We start from the raw sequence: 15,332 nt of genomic DNA on the forward strand, positions 1-15,332 counted from the left end.
GATAACGTACATACAAGGAGGAATAAAAATGGTTTTACCTTATAAACATGAACCGTTTACTGATTTTTCAATTGAAGAAAATCGCAAAGCGATTGAAGAAGCTATTTCATACGTTAATGGTGAAATGGGTAAAGAATACCCATTAATCATCGGTGGTGAACGTATTACTACAGAAGATAAAATTACATCTGTAAACCCAGCGAATCATTCAGAAGTTATTGGTACAGTTTCAAAAGCTAACCAAGAGCTAGCAGAAAAAGCGATGCAAGTTGCTGATTCTACGTTTGAAACTTGGAGAAAATCGAAGCCAGAAATGCGAGCAGACATTCTTTTCCGTGCTGCTGCTATTATTCGTCGTCGTAAGCATGAGTTCTCAGCTTACTTAGTTAAAGAAGCAGGTAAGCCTTGGAATGAAGCAGATGCTGATACTGCTGAAGCTATCGACTTCCTAGAATTCTATGGTCGTCAAATGTTAGATATTAAAAACGGTGTTCGTGTAGAAAGCCGTCCAATTGAATATAACCGTTACAACTATATTCCATTAGGTGTAGGTGTTGTTATTTCTCCATGGAACTTCCCATTTGCAATCATGGCTGGTACAACAGTTGCGGCAATGGTTACTGGTAACACAGTATTACTTAAGCCTGCAAGTTCAACTCCAGTAGTTGCTTATAAGTTCATGGAAGTAATGGAAGAAGCGGGAATGCCTGCTGGTGTAATTAACTACATCCCAGGTAGTGGTGCAGAAGTTGGAGACTACTTAGTAGATCACCCTCGCACTCGTTTTGTAAGCTTCACTGGTTCTCGTGATGTTGGAACTCGTATTTACGAGCGTGCTGCAAAAGTTAACCCTGGCCAAAAATGGTTAAAGCGTGTAATCGCTGAAATGGGTGGAAAAGATACAATCGTAGTTGATAAAGAAGCTGACTTAGAATTAGCAGCTCAATCAATCGTGAAATCTGCATTCGGATTCTCAGGTCAAAAATGTTCTGCATGTTCACGTGCAGTAATCGTTGAAGACGTTTACGATCAAGTATTAAACCGTGCTGTTGAACTTGCAAAAGATTTAACTGCTGGAATCACTGAGCGTAACGAACACTTCATGGGACCTGTAAATGACCAAGGTGCTTATGACAAGATTATGAGCTACATTGAAATTGGTAAATCTGAAGGTAAACTAATGTTAGGTGGAGAAGGTGATGACTCAACTGGTTGGTTCATTAAACCGACAATCTTCGCTGACTTAGCTCATGATGCTCGTATCATGCAAGAAGAAATCTTCGGACCTGTTGTTGCATTCTCTAAAGCGAAAGACTTTGACGAAGCAATTGAAGTTGCAAACAACACAGACTACGGTCTAACTGGTGCTGTAATTTCAAACAACCGTGCAAACATTGAAAAAGCTCGTGAAGACTTCCACGTAGGTAACCTTTACTTCAACCGTGGATGTACTGGTGCAATCGTAGGATATCAACCATTCGGTGGCTTTAACATGTCTGGAACAGACTCTAAAGCTGGTGGACCTGACTACCTACTATTACACATGCAAGCGAAAACTACTTCAGAGCATCTGTAAAAACAATAATCAAAACTTTACTGACCTTGTCTTCGGACTCGGTCAGTTTTTTTATGTTTAAAAAGGAAACGGCTAATTCTTAGCGAAGTAGTGATGAAACATTCCATTTAATTACTTAAGAGTAAAAGGAGATAGTAAATGAACAAATTGGTAAGAGTAGGTACAACATATATTCCAGTTAGTAATGTTGAAAGATCAGCATCCTGGTACGGAGAAAAACTAGGAGCAGAATTAAGTTATATAGATGAAGAAAAAGCAATTATCAATCTAGCAAATCAAAGCTTTTTCTTAGTGAAAGCACAAGTAAATGAGTCTGCAAACTTTGTTGATGCAGAAGGAAATGAACGCTTTTCAATGACATTTGAAGTGGGTGGATTAGAAGCGTTAACGCAATTACATAGAACATTTAAAGAAAATGAAATCATTGTTGGAGAGATAGAAAATAGAGGACACACCGGTAGGAACTTTGTTTTCTCTGATCCAGATGGCAACAAGTTTGATGTATGGAGTGAATTAAGTCCGACTTTTAAAGAGAAATTTAACATCTAATGTGGATACACGAAGGAGAAGACTGATGGATAGAAAGATTATACCTAGCATATTACTTATTATATTAGCAGTTGCGGGTATTTTAAATTAGATTTGAGGTGGCCGGTATGACAGAAGAGGATAAGAAAAAACAAAGAGGAAGTGGCGGATATATTGCTGTAGGGGTCGCGGTAGGTACTGCGTTCGGAGTTGCACTAGATAATATCGGACTTGGAATTGCTTTAGGGTTAGCAATTGGAGCGGCAATCGATTGGTCAACTCATAACAAAAATAAAAAATGAAAGGCCACATTATTTAGAAAAGAGTTGATAATATGTTTCAACTATTGTTAACCATTCACATTATTACTGGAACAGTTTGTTTAATAACTGGGTTAATTGCGATGCTTTCTAAAAAGAAGAAAGGGAAACATACACGCTCTGGCGAGATATATCATTGGTCCTATGTTATTGTATTTGTCACAGCTGTGGTGATGTCGATAATTTATTGGGAAAAGAGCGCATATTTATTTTACATTGCTTTGTTTTCTTATAGTTTTGCATTAATGGGATATTTAGCCGTCAAGAAAAAGTGGAAAAATTGGTTAGGGTCTCATATAGGTGGAATGTTAGGTTCATATATTGGAATAGTAACTGCTACTATTGTTGTTAATATTCCAAGAATTCCTCTATTAAATCAATTGCCTATAATAATATTTTGGTTACTTCCTACAATTATAGGAGTCCCTCTAATAACTAGAGTTGGTAAAAGGTACGCATCAAAAACCGGGCTGACCTAATTTGCACCCTTTTCTAGTAAAAGTCGGAGGAAGCATTAATTAAGGTGTGACTATAAATTTTTTGATTCATACTAAATAAGTATGAGGTGATTGTTATGACGGATAAGAAAATTAAGCCGGAAAGTGGAAAGTACTTTGCCGTAGGTATAGCGATAGGTACTTCGCTTGGAGTAGCAGTAGATAATATCGGATTTGGAATGGCTATAGGGGTTTTAATTGGTGCGATAATAATAGAAAAAAAGAAAAATAAAAAGTAATATTACACATAAAACGAGGGAGTTTATCCCTCGTTTTTTAGTGCTTTTTAATATCATACTTTATCGACAGAAAAGGGAAGCCGAAGATCCACATGTTGTGCCTTGCTTGTAAGACTTCTGAATCTACTTCTTTCACTAGAAATGTTTCCTCTAATGGGAGTTTACATAAGTATTTTCCAAATGCTAAGTAAATGCCCGCGTCTGAATCCACTATAGACCTTTTACTTGATAACTGCAAATTTTCTCCGACTTGTTTTAACTCTAAAATTCCAACCATTGTCGACCAAGGTAGTGGCAGTGCGATGTTGTTATATGTTTTTCCGTCTTTTTCATGGGATGAGTATAAAGCGACAAAAGCTACCTCCTCTTCAATTTTACGAACCCAAGCTCGGACTGCGCTTCTTCCATCACGTTCATTATTGATAGCAACAATATCACCAGTCATCTCAATTTCCTTCCTAGAGAGTGGAAGGTTTATTTGCCCTGTGAAGCGACTAAATAATTTGTATACAACAGCAAAGGGCATAAACCAAAGCTGCCATTTTACTTTTGCAAATAGACGATAATCTTTCGTGTTTTCATAGAAATCTTTAATAGTCGGTGCTAACGTGGCAACATCAACATCCTTTTCATAGACAGCTATTTGATCAATTAGGCCATTGTATGAAGAGTTGCTCTTATACTCTTTTAATACTTCTTCACCAATTCGCATTTTACCGCGAATGTTACTCACGGGAAATGTCGGAAGGTGTGCCTTTGTTAAAGGTGTATGGAGTGACCAACCGATTATCCCGAGCAAACCAAAAAATATTGCATTAACAACGCCGTGAAATTGCAACATAAAATAAATGTCTATTACTACATTCCCGGTATAGTTCCCGAATGCATAAAAAAGAGAAAAAATAATGGTGACACCGATTGCAGAAAAAGAAATTCGCACGAGCCATTTTTGCAAAGTATGGGAAAAGTTAGCTTGAAAGGCGTAAGCGATCAGACTATAAATTGCTACGATATAAATAAGTACGGATAGAACTTCAACCGTTCTCGAATAAGTGATTCCTATGGCGACAACAAGTGGTGATATTAAGATTAATGAGCATATCAAGACATATGACTTCGGCTTGTAAATTCTGCCAAGAAAACCAACAAAAATCGGTAATAAAAATGCTGAATAATGAAAATGTATGGCAGTTAACCATGTCAGTAATGCAGAAAAGCCAGTATCAAGTTCTGCCGTATAGGCAAAAAACCAGACGCCTCCAATTGCTAAATACATGAGACCGAGATCAATGGCGAATTCTTCAAAGTTAATAAATCCACGGTGGAGAAAGCGACTGATGGCATATATAGCGACTATGATTGTAAATAAAAGATAAATACTTGGGAAAATAATGATCCATATTCCTTCATTAAAAATGAATGTACACACTACTGAAAGTGAAGCAATAACAGTTATTAAAGGAAAAAATCTTTGAAAAGAATCTTTCTTTCCGGCCATTACTAAATGCAATGCGATCGGCACGAAAAGAAGCTGTGCTCCTGATAACAGTAGCAAATGAGGGTAGCTAGTGAATAGCATAGTAAGTATAAAAAGAATGATTTGAAAGATAAGTAAATTAGAAAATTTCATCAGAAGTAAACTCCCCTTCATAGCCAAAGACTTGTCCAATTATTGGGTTCTTCACGATAACGCTAATTTCATAGACACCTTTCTCCTCATTATACCGTTCTGTTACTGTTGCGAGTCCTTGCAGCACCTTTGGTAACGGGATTTCAATTCTCCCCAATACTAAGCGCTGTTTATAAGAATCGATTCGTAATCCTCCATCAATACAAGAGAATTTCAAATCAGAGTACATTAACGGTGGTTCTCCTAAATAATCTTCAATAATATTTCGCTTTTTATCCAAGCTCATTAATGCATTAAAATACCTTCTTTTTTCTCCAAAGTGAAAGATCCGCTGCCAATGAATTTGTTCCTCGCCATTTTTTCCATGGCGGGCGGTATTCTTTATCGTAAAGGGGATGTTTTCCCCATGCTCTGGAAATAGTAATTTCCAATGTACACCGAAGTAAAAGAAAGGATATAGCCATTTCGGCCCTCCTGAAATTTTTCGCATCGTACCAGTTGCTTGAAATGGTTTTTCTTCAGAGATGTCATAACGTTTTTGTAACATTGGGTGTAGCTTATTGAAAGAATTTCCTAGTGATTGCTTAATAATAGACATTGTTATCCCTCTCTTTTGCGTTTGCACGATTTTGCTGAAGGCACATCTTTACTAACTAAAAATCCAACAATCGATAGAATAATTAAAGCGCTATTAAACGTAAGTGGCGTAAATGGATGAATGATATACTCCATTCCAGCTACTAGCGTTGAGATTGTTAATAGCGGAAAGACAAAGAGTTGAAGCAAAAATAACTGTCTTTTCTTTCGATAAAAAAGCCACAGAATACCGAACATCACTTCAACAATTCCAGCGACAAAAACAATCGTTGCAGCTGTCTCTTCAGACATTTCCATCATACTTCTTGTCATCGCTATTTCAGTCGGGTGCATCACTAATAATTTTGGTACTAGTCCATGAAAAATCCAGACGAACGCAAATAATAAGGTGATGAGCCAACTACTAAAAAAGCGAATGTATTGTGAAGCGGGAGTCTCACCTTTTTCAAGCCAACGCTTCAGGACGTCAAAACTAAGTGCAGTACCCCAACCGATCATCGGGCGGAAAGCTAATTTATCCAACAATGCTCCAAACGTTCCCCAGTTTGTTTTATAGTCGTATTGTGTTAAAAACTTTACATGTTCATGTTCGGGTTCATACTTCCAAAATCCTTTTCCTTCAGAAATAATCGAAAGCTTTTGCTCTGTACCAAAGTGTAAAGAAGACGTACGCGAGCCATCTTCGCCATTAAAGGTTCCAACACTTTTTCCCCAGCCTTCGATCTTTTTACCAAATCCTATATTCGTAGCATACGTAAATTTTTGCGGTTCATTTTCTTGTTTAGGTAAATAAGTGATTGAAGAAAAACGAAGGTCCCACTGTTCGTGAAGGTGGGGTGTTTGGGTTGATTCCCACAAATCGTCCATGGTTGTTATTATCGGTATTTCAACATAAATTGGTTTGCGTTTCATATGAACACTCCTCAATAATAAGTATTAAATTTCGGAAAATAATGACAAAAATCTATTTATTTCCCGTATTTCTTACTGTAAGAGTATCTACTCTACCGTAAAAGGCTCTCTGCTAAAGAGTAGATTATACCTCTACTATGATGGAAAATGCGCCCAAATGCTACCATAACACTACTTTGAACAGTAAATTTCCTTATGTTACGGTTTTATATGGGACTTAATTCTCATAGTTTATATGAGAAAAGTAATATTTTCACCATACATATAATAGGGTAAGACAAGGGGGTGTAATGATGGAAGAGTTTGCAATAACAGGAGCCACATGGTTTTGGTTACTCATTCCAATGCCATTACTAATCGTATTATCAATTATTTCGTATGTAAAAGAAGGGGGAAAATAATCCGTGTCAACAGCAACTTTAATAACATTTATTGTATATTTAATAGGAATGCTCGCGTTTGGGCTTTATTACTACAGAAAAACTAATAATCTATCAGACTACGTACTAGGAGGGAGACAGCTAGGTCCAGGAGTAGCTGCTTTAAGTGCTGGTGCATCTGATATGAGTAGCTGGCTAATTATCGGTTTACCAGCATATGCTTATAGTGCTGGTATGTCTTCACTTTGGATCTGTATCGGACTTTCTATTGGTGCTTATATTAACTGGCAGTTCGTTGCAAAAAGACTTCGTTCATATACAGAAATTGCGAAAGACTCGATTACAATTCCAGATTACTTAGAAAATCGTTTCCATGATAAATCAAAAGCATTACGTATTATTTCAGCGCTAGTAATCTTAGTGTTCTTTACGTTCTATGTATCTTCTGGTTTAGTAGCAGGTGCCATTCTTTTTGAAGCTTCATTTGATATGACATATAATGATGCGCTTCTTATTGGTTCAATTGTAATTATCTCTTACACTTTCTTAGGTGGTTTCTTAGCGGTAAGTTGGACAGACTTTATTCAAGGGATTTTAATGTTCCTTGCATTAATTGTCGTTCCTATCGTTGCGATTTCTAAGTTAGGTGGATGGGGCGAAACAGTAAATAAAGTAGGTTCAGTGGACCCAGCGTACTTAGATATCTTTAGTGGTATGGAAGGAATGGTAGGTTTCCTTGCTATCGTATCGTTAATGGCTTGGGGGCTAGGTTACTTCGGTCAACCACATATTATTACTCGTTTTATGGCAATTAGATCAGTAAAAGATATTCCGAAAGCGCGTTTAATTGGGATGTCATGGATGATTATTGGATTAATTGGTGCTGTGTTTGTAGGTTTTGCAGGTATTGCTTACTTTATGGATGCACCACTAGCTAATGCAGACGAAGTATTCCTTCAATTCGCAGATGTTCTATTCAATCCATGGGTATCAGGTATTCTTTTAGCGGCAATTTTAGCGGCAATTATGAGTACAATTGACTCGCAATTACTAGTATCTTCAAGTGCTTTAGCAGAGGATTTCCATAAAGCATTTTTAAATAAAGAAGCGTCTGATAAAGATTTAGTATGGGTGGGGCGTTATGGAGTAATTATCATTGCTTTAATCGCAATTATACTAGCTATTCCACAAAATCCTGCTTATGAAAGTTCAAGTAGTATTATTGACTTAGTAAGTTATGCATGGGGTGGCTTTGGTGCTGCATTTGGTCCAGTTATCCTTCTAAGCTTGTTCTGGAAACGCATGACTCGTAACGGAGCGCTTGGTGGTATGATTGTAGGTGCAGTGACTGTAGTTGTTTGGAAAAAGCTATCTGAAGTCCCTGTCGATGGAACACAAGCGGATGCAATCATTCCATTTTCACTGTATGAAATCGTACCAGGTTTCTTATTAGCAACACTTACAATTTGGATTGTAAGTTTACTAGGTAAAAAACCATCAGCTGAAATTGAAGCTGAATTTGATCAAGCAGCAAGCGGAAAATAAGTTTCAAAAAAACAGTTTAGCACACCAATTCTTTTTTAACGTTACTTGAGATGTGCAACCGAATATCATAGGAAAGCGCACTGCATTTCATATTGAAATCCAGTGCGTTTTCTTTTTTTATTTATTTTAAGAAAGCAAAAACATTGCTTTTTTCAATTATAAGAGATTGTAATAATTCGATTATTTTGAAATAATTGGTATTAAAAGGAGGTTTTCATGTGAGGAATATATTGTTTCCCCTATTAGCTTCAATAGGGACAATGGCTCTACTTTTTTGGATTGGAAATACGTTTCATTTTTCTCTTTTCGGTTTTTCATTGGATTTAAATGAACCGTTAGAAAATGGCATGTTTTTTGATGCAAATATTTCAATACTTCCTGTCGTCATTGGATTATTTGTTGGATTTACAGTGGAAAGGATAGTTAAAGTTAGAAACAATTAATTGATAAATTTGGAAAACCTTTAAACATAATAAATGAAAGGGTGATTAAATCTGAAACAAATATTAGGGTATGCTCTCGCAATAACTCTTTTCTTAGCAATCAGCTACTTTTTTATGCTGCATCTGAAACCGGAAGAACCTATAGCAAAAAGCATTCAACCACAAACAGAAAAATCAATCAATGATAATGGCTATGGCTATGACATTACGTACCCAATTCTCATTATGGAAGGAAATCCTACGATAGCCGAAAAGATTAATGCATCAATAAAAGAATTTATCGATGAACTTAAGGTTGATGACTATACAAAACATAGAAAACACGTCATGTATGAAGTGAAGAGTTGGAGTGATGGACTCTACCATATAGAATTTTATATATCGTCTACTCGCCAAGGTGAAGATGATAGTGAAACAGACGTAGTAAGCAAGTCTTATAGCCTAGAAACGGGAGAAAGCAACTGATAGTAAATTTTAAAAATAGAAAAGTAAGCAACATAAAGGGTGACAACGTAGATGAAAAAGATAAAAATTACTTTATTATCACTAGTTTTAGTTTTGCTTAGTAGTTTACTAGTAGTAGCTTATTACTACACGGACGGATTTGATTTCAAAGATTCTGACGGAACTGGCGATACGATTGAAGAAGCGCTAGTTAACTTTTCGGAAAAGAGGAACCTTTCTTTCGGAGAAATAATTAAAGAAGTTTATGTTGATCAAGAAACTAAATTGATTTTTTATATGGATAGAACGCAATACTCGCTAAGTGCAAGTATCGTAAAACAAAAGTGGAATGGTAAATGGAAAGTACTAGTAGTATCTGCTAATCAACTACTAGAACAAATAGAAGACCACCCATATTCATGGGGAGGGTTCTCTGATGATGAAACTATTATGGGGTATTGGGGTATTATTTATTACGAAAATGTAGAGAAAATGGTCGTGAAAAAAAATAAAGAAATTGAAATAGCTGAAATGTTTCAACATCCCAATCTGCCGAGGGTATGGTATAAGTTTTACGACGTTACTGATCCTTACATAAGAAATATTTCGTTTTGGCCAGAAGATGCCAATGGAAATGAAGTGCCATGGTAAATAAATCGTTCAAAAAGAAACAGGTGGGACTAACATGTACGCAGTAATAGCATTATTTGATGAACAAATGGAGCAAAGAATTAAAGATGTATGGAAGGATCTTCATGAAAAAGAAATTTCCTTCTACGCTGCTGAAGTAAAAAACCGATTACCGCACATTACCATTGCAAGTTATAGTAACCTCAACTATGAAGAGTGGATGCATTCCATGGAAACCGTTTATAAAGAACAAGAAAGCATCACTATTACAATGCAAACAATAGGAACATTTTTAAAATCTAGGACACTATTTTTCGCACCAACAGTTACAAATGAACTAATGCAAATGCATACTAATTATCATCAGCAATTCTCAACTTTTAACGATAACCCTAACTCCATATATTTACCTGGAAATTGGATACCGCATTGTACGATTGCTAATCGATTGAGCGAAGAAAAGTTAAGTGAGGCTTATAGCTATTGTTCAAAAAATATAAATCCTATCCAGGGGGAAATATGTGAAATAGCTTTAATAGAATTAATCTATGACGAAAATGGCAAATGTACTGAAGCACCAGTGCTCTATTCTAAGAAGCTTCACGGAAACAAATGAGATTCTGAGATAAATTTATAAGAAAAAATAAGAGCAGTGAAGCTCTTATTTTTTCGATTTATGCTAGAGAAAATCTATTTCCTAGCATCTTTCATTGTTGTGCTAACACCATTTAATAACGCTTCCCATTCCTCTAACAAGAGTTTCTTTTCAATTGTTTTTAACTGTTCTGGTACTTCGATAAAACTCATTAATTCTAGGGAATTACCATCTGGGTCATCAAAGTATACACACGCATGTCCTTGGTACGGTCTGACGAATGGTTCCGCACTCATCCCATCAGCGAATGGACGCGGAGTAGCCCCAATACTTTTCAGCCATGAAGTAGCATTTTTCATATCTTCGTAATCAATTCGAAAGGCAATATGTCTTAGTGATGGGTGATAAGGTGTTTGTACCTCTTTACCTTCCCAAAGACCGAGCCATGATTTATCCTTCTCAACCCATAAAAAAACCGTTTTTTCACTTCGCCAAGCTAACGTCAAACCTAAATTTTCATAAAACGCAATAGCTTTTTCTAAATTCGATACAGGCAAATGTGCTTCATATAACCCTTTAATCATCAAAATACCTCCATTTTGCTTTTGTAAGTTTAGTATAATGTTAGAAAGATAGGAAAAAAACGGTCGGTTGTCGAAGATTTATCTACATAAAAAGTCGTAGAAAAAATACAACATTTCATCGAGGATTGCTAAGGGAAAGTTATCTATAATAAAGAAAAGAGAAAGTGGAGGGTACCCATTGAACGAGAAGCGAATTCAAGAATTAAAAACGTTAAAAGTTATCGCAGAAACATTAAATCAAGCAACAGACCTCCAAGATATGCTCCAAAGTGTGTTAGAAGAGTTGTTGAAAGTGACAGGTCTTACTACTGGCTGGGTTTTTCTCATTGAAGAGAATCGAACTTTTACATTAGAAGCGGATAGCAATTTACCACCTGCATTATTGTGGCAAGAAAAGCGCCCAATGTGTGAAGGTGGTTGTTGGTGTGTCAATCGTTTTAGTGATGGCCGTCTTCAAGAAGCGGTAAATATTATTGAATGTAAACGAATTGAAGATGCTATTGAAAATAAATGGGGTGCAACGGAAGGCATTACCCATCATGCGACAGTACCACTACAAGCTGGAACAGAAAAATTTGGACTATTAAATGTTGCGGCACCTAACAAAAAGCATTTTTCTGATGAAGAACTAGCTTTATTGCAATCGGTATCTTTTCAAATTGGGACGGCAATCAAACGAATGAAGCTTTACCAAAGTAGAAAAAAACGGATCGACATGCTGCAAAAATTAGGGGAATTTAATGCGAAATTAAATGTAGAACGTCATGAAGAACAATTGCAACAAAAGGCAGTCAAAATGATCGCTAATACGTTTCAATGGGCTCAAGTATCTTTAACGATTAACGGAGAAAAAGATGAAACCGTGACGCTTCGAGACATAGAAGATGCCAAAGAAATAAAGATGAAAATAAAAACAGGAAATACAGAAGGGAAATTAATCGTTAGTAATGAAACGTTTGATGATATTGATAAGGACGTCATTACACAGTTAATTGACCATATCGGTATCACCTTTGAAAATGTTCGTTTGGACCAACGGGGCCGGGAAATAACTTTAATCCAAGAACGAAATCGATTAGCACGGGACTTACATGATTCAGTAAACCAACTTATGTTTTCTTTAATGCTCACTGTACGAGGTACGAAGGAAATGACGAATGACCCAGAGCTTCTAGAGTCATTAAATTACATGCAAGAATTATCGCAAGAAGCTTTAAAGGAAATGCGGGCATTAATCTGGCAGTTGAAGCCAGAAGGATTAGAGGACGGAGTAGTTGCTGCCTTAATGTCGTATGGAAAAATACTGGGCCTTACTATAGATGTCGATGTTGAAGGGGTTAGTGACCTCCCAAGTACAATTGAAGAATGTTTGTGGCGAATTGGCCAAGAAGCTTTTAATAACATTAAGAAATATGCCGGGACCAAACAAGCTATCGTCTCATTACATGTATCAAAGACAAATGTAGTGTTAACGGTTGCAGATAAAGGAACTGGCTTTGAAATCATGGCTGGAGAGGCAATGCCTTCATTCGGTCTTCGGAGCATGAAAGAACGAGCTGAACTTTTAGGCGGTACAGTTGAGGTTATTAGTGAAAAAGGAAAAGGGACAAAAATTATTGCGAGCATACCTTTGTAAACAGTAGGGGGAAAAAAATAATGAGTATTCGAGTTGTTATCGCAGACGATCATCATGTCGTCCGTAGAGGTCTTGTTTTCTTTTTAAAAACACAAAGTGATATAGAAATAGTAGCGGAAGCACAAAACGGAGAAGAAGCAGTTACATTAGTAAAAGAGCATAAACCAGATGTAGTACTCATGGACCTCGTCATGCCAGTGATGGATGGGATTGAAGCGACGAAACAAATTTTAGCGGAGATGCCGACGTTAAAAATCATAATGTTGACGAGTTTCTCGGATCAAGAGCATGTTATTCCCGCAATTCGTGCTGGGGCTAGTGGCTATCAATTAAAAGATATCGAACCAGATCAATTAGTTTCAGCGATTCGCGCAGTACATCGTGGAGAAACACAGCTCCATCCAAAAGTAACGTCACACATTATGACTCATATGGCTAAAGGTGAAGAAAAGGAAGAAAACTTAATTGAGTTATTAACGAAGCGAGAAAAGGAAGTACTCGCTGAAATTGCTAATGGAAAAAGCAATAAAGAGATTGCCGATACGTTATTTATTACGGAGAAAACAGTAAAAACACATGTTTCAAATATTTTTTCGAAACTAGATGTTGCTGATCGGACGCAGGCTGCCCTTTATGCAGTAAAACATGGACTATAAGATAAGGTGATAAAGATGAAAAACGGACAAAGACTTTCAGCACTCGAAGCTGCTAAAAAGTTTATTGAAGAATACTTTCCCACTTGTGATGCAGCATTATTAGCTGGTAGTGTCGTTCGCGGAGAAGCAACAGCAACTTCTGACTTAGACATCGTTATCTTTAATGAAAGTCTTCCTAATTGTTATCGCGAATCTATGGTTGTCTTCGATTGGCCAATAGAAGTATTTGTTCACAACTTAACTACATATAAGCAATATATTGAAAGTGATAAGAAGAGGGCGAGACCGTCACTACCAAGAATGGTAACAGAAGGAATTGTAATGAAGGACAATGGAAGATTGATAGAAATAAAGAAAGAAGCAAAAGCGTTGTTGGCAAAAGGACCTGATAAATGGTCAGCGCAAACCATTCAAATGAAGCTCTACTTTATTACAGATACTTTAGATGACTTCCTTGGAGCAACAGATCGTGCAGAAGAAATATTTATTGCCAATGCATTAGCTGAGCATATTCATGAGTTTGTACTGAGAACGAATAACCAGTGGGTTGGTTCGTCCAAATGGGTGATCCGTGCCTTAAAACAATACGATGAAGCATTTACAGCTAGTTTTATAGATGCATTTGACAGCTTTTATAAAACTGGTGAAAAAAGTAAGGTAGAAATATTAGTAGATGCTGTTTTAGCGCCATACGGTGGAAGATTATTTGCTGGTTTTTCAATAGGTAAAAACTAACACTCGAATTAATGAATTGTATTTCTATAGGCGTTCTTTCGTATAGATGCCAGCTCTTTTGACCATCCTTTTGAAATAAAGAAATTAATCATTCGGAAGTAATAAAAAGAGACTGGGAAAGAACTAAAAAATAGTTCATTCAAAAGACGAATATAAATTTTGTGAATAATAATAGCTATTCCTGAGCGTTGTCAAAATTCGGAGACTCCTACGGGAATAGCACGTGTCCGAAGACCCCGAAAGAAAGTGTCCTTTGCTTTCTTCGGAGGCTGAGGCCGTGCCCGTGGAAAGCGAGGAATTTTGACGTAGCATTTTTATATAGTAAAAAAACTATTGTCCCAGTCTCTTTTAGTCTATCGTTGCCCACATTTCTTCTGGATTTAATTCGTAAATGTTATTCTCCCGGTACATAAAGTGATTGATAATAAACTCTCTCCGAATTGTTGCATAGTCGGAATGAAATCTTTTAATGTAGTCATTAATTTCTTTCTCAGGGTACTTTTTCCCTCGTTCTAATCCTTTTATGATGTGCTTTAGAACGATAATTTTTTTCTTGCGTTGTGCAGGTAGATGTTTTAATGTACCGTCAGCTTCTAAGAAATTATTCAAAATTGTTGCCTGTGTTTTCATTGAACCGTCCTCCTCCTTTTCGTTATTTGCTTGGGTAAGCATATTAGCAAGGGCATCGGAATAAGAGCGAACTTTATCTTCATCAATATAGTAGTAGATAGTGTTTTTATCTCTACGTTGAAAAACGATGCCAGTGTCTCTTAATTTCGTCATATGGTGCGTAATAGTAGGTGCTTTTAATCCAAGCTTTCCCGCAATCGCTTGCCCGTGGAGAGGCCCAGTCGCAAGTAACGAAAGGATGCGAATTCGAGTTGGGTCTCCGAGTGTTTTATGAAAATTGACTAATCTGTTTAATTGCAAATTAATACGACCTCACATCTAGTTAGATTAATATCTAATTAGATTGTAATCTAATTTGCATAGGTAGTCAACAATTGGTTTTACATAATTTGGCTACTAAATCGATAATTGCCAAGGCATACAGGAGTTGTTGAAATGAAAAACGTTTGTGAATTATGTGAAAGAGAAAATATTGAAACGACTGTGCACCATTTAATTCCGAGGGAAGAAGGCGGCAATTACGGGCCAACTGCGAATCTTTGTGCTGCTTGTCATAAACAAATTCATGCCCTTTTTACAAATAAGGAATTAGCGAGTTACCTACATACAATTCAAGATTTAAAAAACAATGAGAAAATGAGAAAGTTTTTAAAATGGATAAAAAAACAACCGTCTACAGCAAGTGTGAAAATAAAAAAATCAAATGAAAGAAAGAAGAAAAGGAAATAAAATAGAATAGTGAGCTAGAGCTAGGG

The 15,332-nt window shown here is 36.5% G+C and carries 19 protein-coding genes; 14 read left to right on the forward strand and 5 right to left on the reverse strand.

Features of this window, described 5'->3' with window-relative positions:
- The first annotated feature begins 28 nt into the window (after positions 1 to 28).
- The 5 genes from pruA (at position 29) to CIB95_RS16350 (ending at position 3,160) form a co-directional block, all read left to right on the forward strand.
- Positions 29 to 1,576, forward strand: coding sequence for an L-glutamate gamma-semialdehyde dehydrogenase (gene pruA, locus CIB95_RS08640; protein ID WP_094924268.1), 1,548 nt, complete (start codon positions 29 to 31; stop codon positions 1,574 to 1,576).
- A 138-nt stretch (positions 1,577 to 1,714) separates the two neighbouring features.
- Complete coding sequence (locus tag CIB95_RS08645) at positions 1,715 to 2,125, forward strand: VOC family protein (RefSeq protein ID WP_094924270.1); 411 nt, start codon at positions 1,715 to 1,717, stop codon at positions 2,123 to 2,125.
- A 107-nt stretch (positions 2,126 to 2,232) separates the two neighbouring features.
- Entirely contained in the window at positions 2,233 to 2,406 is a 174-nt protein-coding gene (locus CIB95_RS16345; protein WP_198949181.1) for a hypothetical protein, read from the forward strand.
- 32 nt (positions 2,407 to 2,438) lie between these two features.
- On the forward strand, positions 2,439 to 2,903 hold the full coding sequence (locus tag CIB95_RS08650; RefSeq protein WP_094924271.1) for a DUF2306 domain-containing protein: 465 nt from the start codon (positions 2,439 to 2,441) through the stop codon (positions 2,901 to 2,903).
- Positions 2,904 to 2,998: 95 nt separating this feature from the next.
- Complete coding sequence (locus CIB95_RS16350; RefSeq protein WP_198949182.1) at positions 2,999 to 3,160, forward strand: hypothetical protein; 162 nt, start codon at positions 2,999 to 3,001, stop codon at positions 3,158 to 3,160.
- A 37-nt stretch (positions 3,161 to 3,197) separates the two neighbouring features.
- Here CIB95_RS16350 and CIB95_RS08655 read toward each other — a convergent pair whose 3' ends face one another.
- The 3 genes from CIB95_RS08655 to CIB95_RS08665 are packed head-to-tail and all read right to left on the reverse strand — an operon-like array spanning position 3,198 to position 6,299.
- Positions 3,198 to 4,790 carry a YndJ family protein gene (locus CIB95_RS08655; protein ID WP_158217592.1) on the reverse strand — a complete coding sequence of 531 codons (1,593 nt, stop codon included), beginning with the start codon at positions 4,788 to 4,790 and terminating at the stop codon, positions 3,198 to 3,200.
- Positions 4,777 to 5,388 (reverse strand): DUF4166 domain-containing protein, encoded by a 612-nt coding sequence (locus CIB95_RS08660; protein WP_233144096.1) that lies wholly within the window; start codon positions 5,386 to 5,388, stop codon positions 4,777 to 4,779. Before CIB95_RS08660 ends, CIB95_RS08655 begins: the two co-directional genes overlap by 14 nt.
- A 2-nt stretch (positions 5,389 to 5,390) precedes the next feature.
- The gene (locus CIB95_RS08665; RefSeq protein ID WP_094924274.1) at positions 5,391 to 6,299 is read right to left on the reverse strand and encodes a DoxX-like family protein; all 909 of its coding nucleotides are present in this window, start codon (positions 6,297 to 6,299) and stop codon (positions 5,391 to 5,393) included.
- Positions 6,300 to 6,703: 404 nt separating this feature from the next.
- Here CIB95_RS08665 and putP point away from each other — a divergent pair, with 404 nt between their 5' ends.
- The 5 genes from putP (at position 6,704) to CIB95_RS08690 (ending at position 10,357) form a co-directional block, all read left to right on the forward strand.
- Positions 6,704 to 8,224, forward strand: a complete 1,521-nt coding sequence (gene putP, locus CIB95_RS08670; RefSeq protein ID WP_094924276.1) for a sodium/proline symporter PutP — start codon at positions 6,704 to 6,706, stop codon at positions 8,222 to 8,224.
- Between the two features lie 218 nt (positions 8,225 to 8,442).
- Positions 8,443 to 8,667: a hypothetical protein gene (locus CIB95_RS08675; protein ID WP_094924277.1), complete on the forward strand. Its 225-nt coding sequence runs from the start codon at positions 8,443 to 8,445 to the stop codon at positions 8,665 to 8,667.
- Positions 8,668 to 8,781: 114 nt separating this feature from the next.
- A complete protein-coding gene (locus CIB95_RS08680; protein WP_094924279.1) occupies positions 8,782 to 9,132 on the forward strand; it encodes a hypothetical protein in 351 nt (116 codons plus the stop codon).
- Between the two features lie 51 nt (positions 9,133 to 9,183).
- Complete coding sequence (locus CIB95_RS08685) at positions 9,184 to 9,762, forward strand: hypothetical protein (RefSeq protein ID WP_094924280.1); 579 nt, start codon at positions 9,184 to 9,186, stop codon at positions 9,760 to 9,762.
- Positions 9,763 to 9,796: 34 nt separating this feature from the next.
- Positions 9,797 to 10,357, forward strand: coding sequence for a 2'-5' RNA ligase family protein (locus tag CIB95_RS08690; protein WP_094924282.1), 561 nt, complete (start codon positions 9,797 to 9,799; stop codon positions 10,355 to 10,357).
- A gap of 74 nt (positions 10,358 to 10,431) precedes the next feature.
- Here CIB95_RS08690 and CIB95_RS08695 read toward each other — a convergent pair whose 3' ends face one another.
- Complete coding sequence (locus tag CIB95_RS08695) at positions 10,432 to 10,920, reverse strand: VOC family protein (RefSeq protein WP_094924283.1); 489 nt, start codon at positions 10,918 to 10,920, stop codon at positions 10,432 to 10,434.
- Between the two features lie 178 nt (positions 10,921 to 11,098).
- Here CIB95_RS08695 and CIB95_RS08700 point away from each other — a divergent pair, with 178 nt between their 5' ends.
- From CIB95_RS08700 to CIB95_RS08710, 3 genes are read left to right on the forward strand one after another with little or no spacing between them, the layout of a single operon-like run.
- Positions 11,099 to 12,556 carry a GAF domain-containing sensor histidine kinase gene (locus CIB95_RS08700; protein WP_233144097.1) on the forward strand — a complete coding sequence of 486 codons (1,458 nt, stop codon included), beginning with the start codon at positions 11,099 to 11,101 and terminating at the stop codon, positions 12,554 to 12,556.
- A gap of 20 nt (positions 12,557 to 12,576) precedes the next feature.
- On the forward strand, positions 12,577 to 13,212 hold the full coding sequence (locus tag CIB95_RS08705) for a response regulator (protein WP_094924286.1): 636 nt from the start codon (positions 12,577 to 12,579) through the stop codon (positions 13,210 to 13,212).
- 15 nt (positions 13,213 to 13,227) lie between these two features.
- Positions 13,228 to 13,947, forward strand: coding sequence for a nucleotidyltransferase domain-containing protein (locus CIB95_RS08710; protein WP_094924288.1), 720 nt, complete (start codon positions 13,228 to 13,230; stop codon positions 13,945 to 13,947).
- 348 nt (positions 13,948 to 14,295) lie between these two features.
- Here the strand turns inward: CIB95_RS08710 and CIB95_RS08715 are convergent, their stop codons facing one another.
- Entirely contained in the window at positions 14,296 to 14,877 is a 582-nt protein-coding gene (locus tag CIB95_RS08715; RefSeq protein ID WP_094924289.1) for a DUF2087 domain-containing protein, read from the reverse strand.
- A 135-nt stretch (positions 14,878 to 15,012) separates the two neighbouring features.
- On the opposite strand from CIB95_RS08715, the gene CIB95_RS08720 reads away from it, so the two are divergent.
- Complete coding sequence (locus tag CIB95_RS08720; protein ID WP_094924291.1) at positions 15,013 to 15,306, forward strand: HNH endonuclease; 294 nt, start codon at positions 15,013 to 15,015, stop codon at positions 15,304 to 15,306.
- Positions 15,307 to 15,332 lie beyond the last annotated feature (26 nt).

The organism is Lottiidibacillus patelloidae (assembly GCF_002262935.1).
Classification (GTDB): domain Bacteria; phylum Bacillota; class Bacilli; order Bacillales; family SA5d-4; genus Lottiidibacillus; species Lottiidibacillus patelloidae.

Bases quoted from the DNA above. Each gene is read 5' to 3' on its own strand.
- pruA (WP_094924268.1), top strand. From the start codon at position 29: ATGGTTTTACCTTATAAACATGAACCGTTTACTGATTTTTCAATTGAA.
- CIB95_RS08645 (WP_094924270.1), top strand. From the start codon at position 1,715: ATGAACAAATTGGTAAGAGTAGGTACAACATATATTCCAGTTAGTAAT.
- CIB95_RS16345 (WP_198949181.1), top strand. From the start codon at position 2,233: ATGACAGAAGAGGATAAGAAAAAACAAAGAGGAAGTGGCGGATATATT.
- CIB95_RS08650 (WP_094924271.1), top strand. From the start codon at position 2,439: ATGTTTCAACTATTGTTAACCATTCACATTATTACTGGAACAGTTTGT.
- CIB95_RS16350 (WP_198949182.1), top strand. From the start codon at position 2,999: ATGACGGATAAGAAAATTAAGCCGGAAAGTGGAAAGTACTTTGCCGTA.
- CIB95_RS08655 (WP_158217592.1), bottom strand. From the start codon at position 4,790: ATGAAATTTTCTAATTTACTTATCTTTCAAATCATTCTTTTTATACTT.
- CIB95_RS08660 (WP_233144096.1), bottom strand. From the start codon at position 5,388: ATGTCTATTATTAAGCAATCACTAGGAAATTCTTTCAATAAGCTACAC.
- CIB95_RS08665 (WP_094924274.1), bottom strand. From the start codon at position 6,299: ATGAAACGCAAACCAATTTATGTTGAAATACCGATAATAACAACCATG.
- CIB95_RS08680 (WP_094924279.1), top strand. From the start codon at position 8,782: ATGCTGCATCTGAAACCGGAAGAACCTATAGCAAAAAGCATTCAACCA.
- CIB95_RS08685 (WP_094924280.1), top strand. From the start codon at position 9,184: ATGAAAAAGATAAAAATTACTTTATTATCACTAGTTTTAGTTTTGCTT.
- CIB95_RS08690 (WP_094924282.1), top strand. From the start codon at position 9,797: ATGTACGCAGTAATAGCATTATTTGATGAACAAATGGAGCAAAGAATT.
- CIB95_RS08695 (WP_094924283.1), bottom strand. From the start codon at position 10,920: ATGATTAAAGGGTTATATGAAGCACATTTGCCTGTATCGAATTTAGAA.
- CIB95_RS08705 (WP_094924286.1), top strand. From the start codon at position 12,577: ATGAGTATTCGAGTTGTTATCGCAGACGATCATCATGTCGTCCGTAGA.
- CIB95_RS08710 (WP_094924288.1), top strand. From the start codon at position 13,228: ATGAAAAACGGACAAAGACTTTCAGCACTCGAAGCTGCTAAAAAGTTT.
- CIB95_RS08720 (WP_094924291.1), top strand. From the start codon at position 15,013: ATGAAAAACGTTTGTGAATTATGTGAAAGAGAAAATATTGAAACGACT.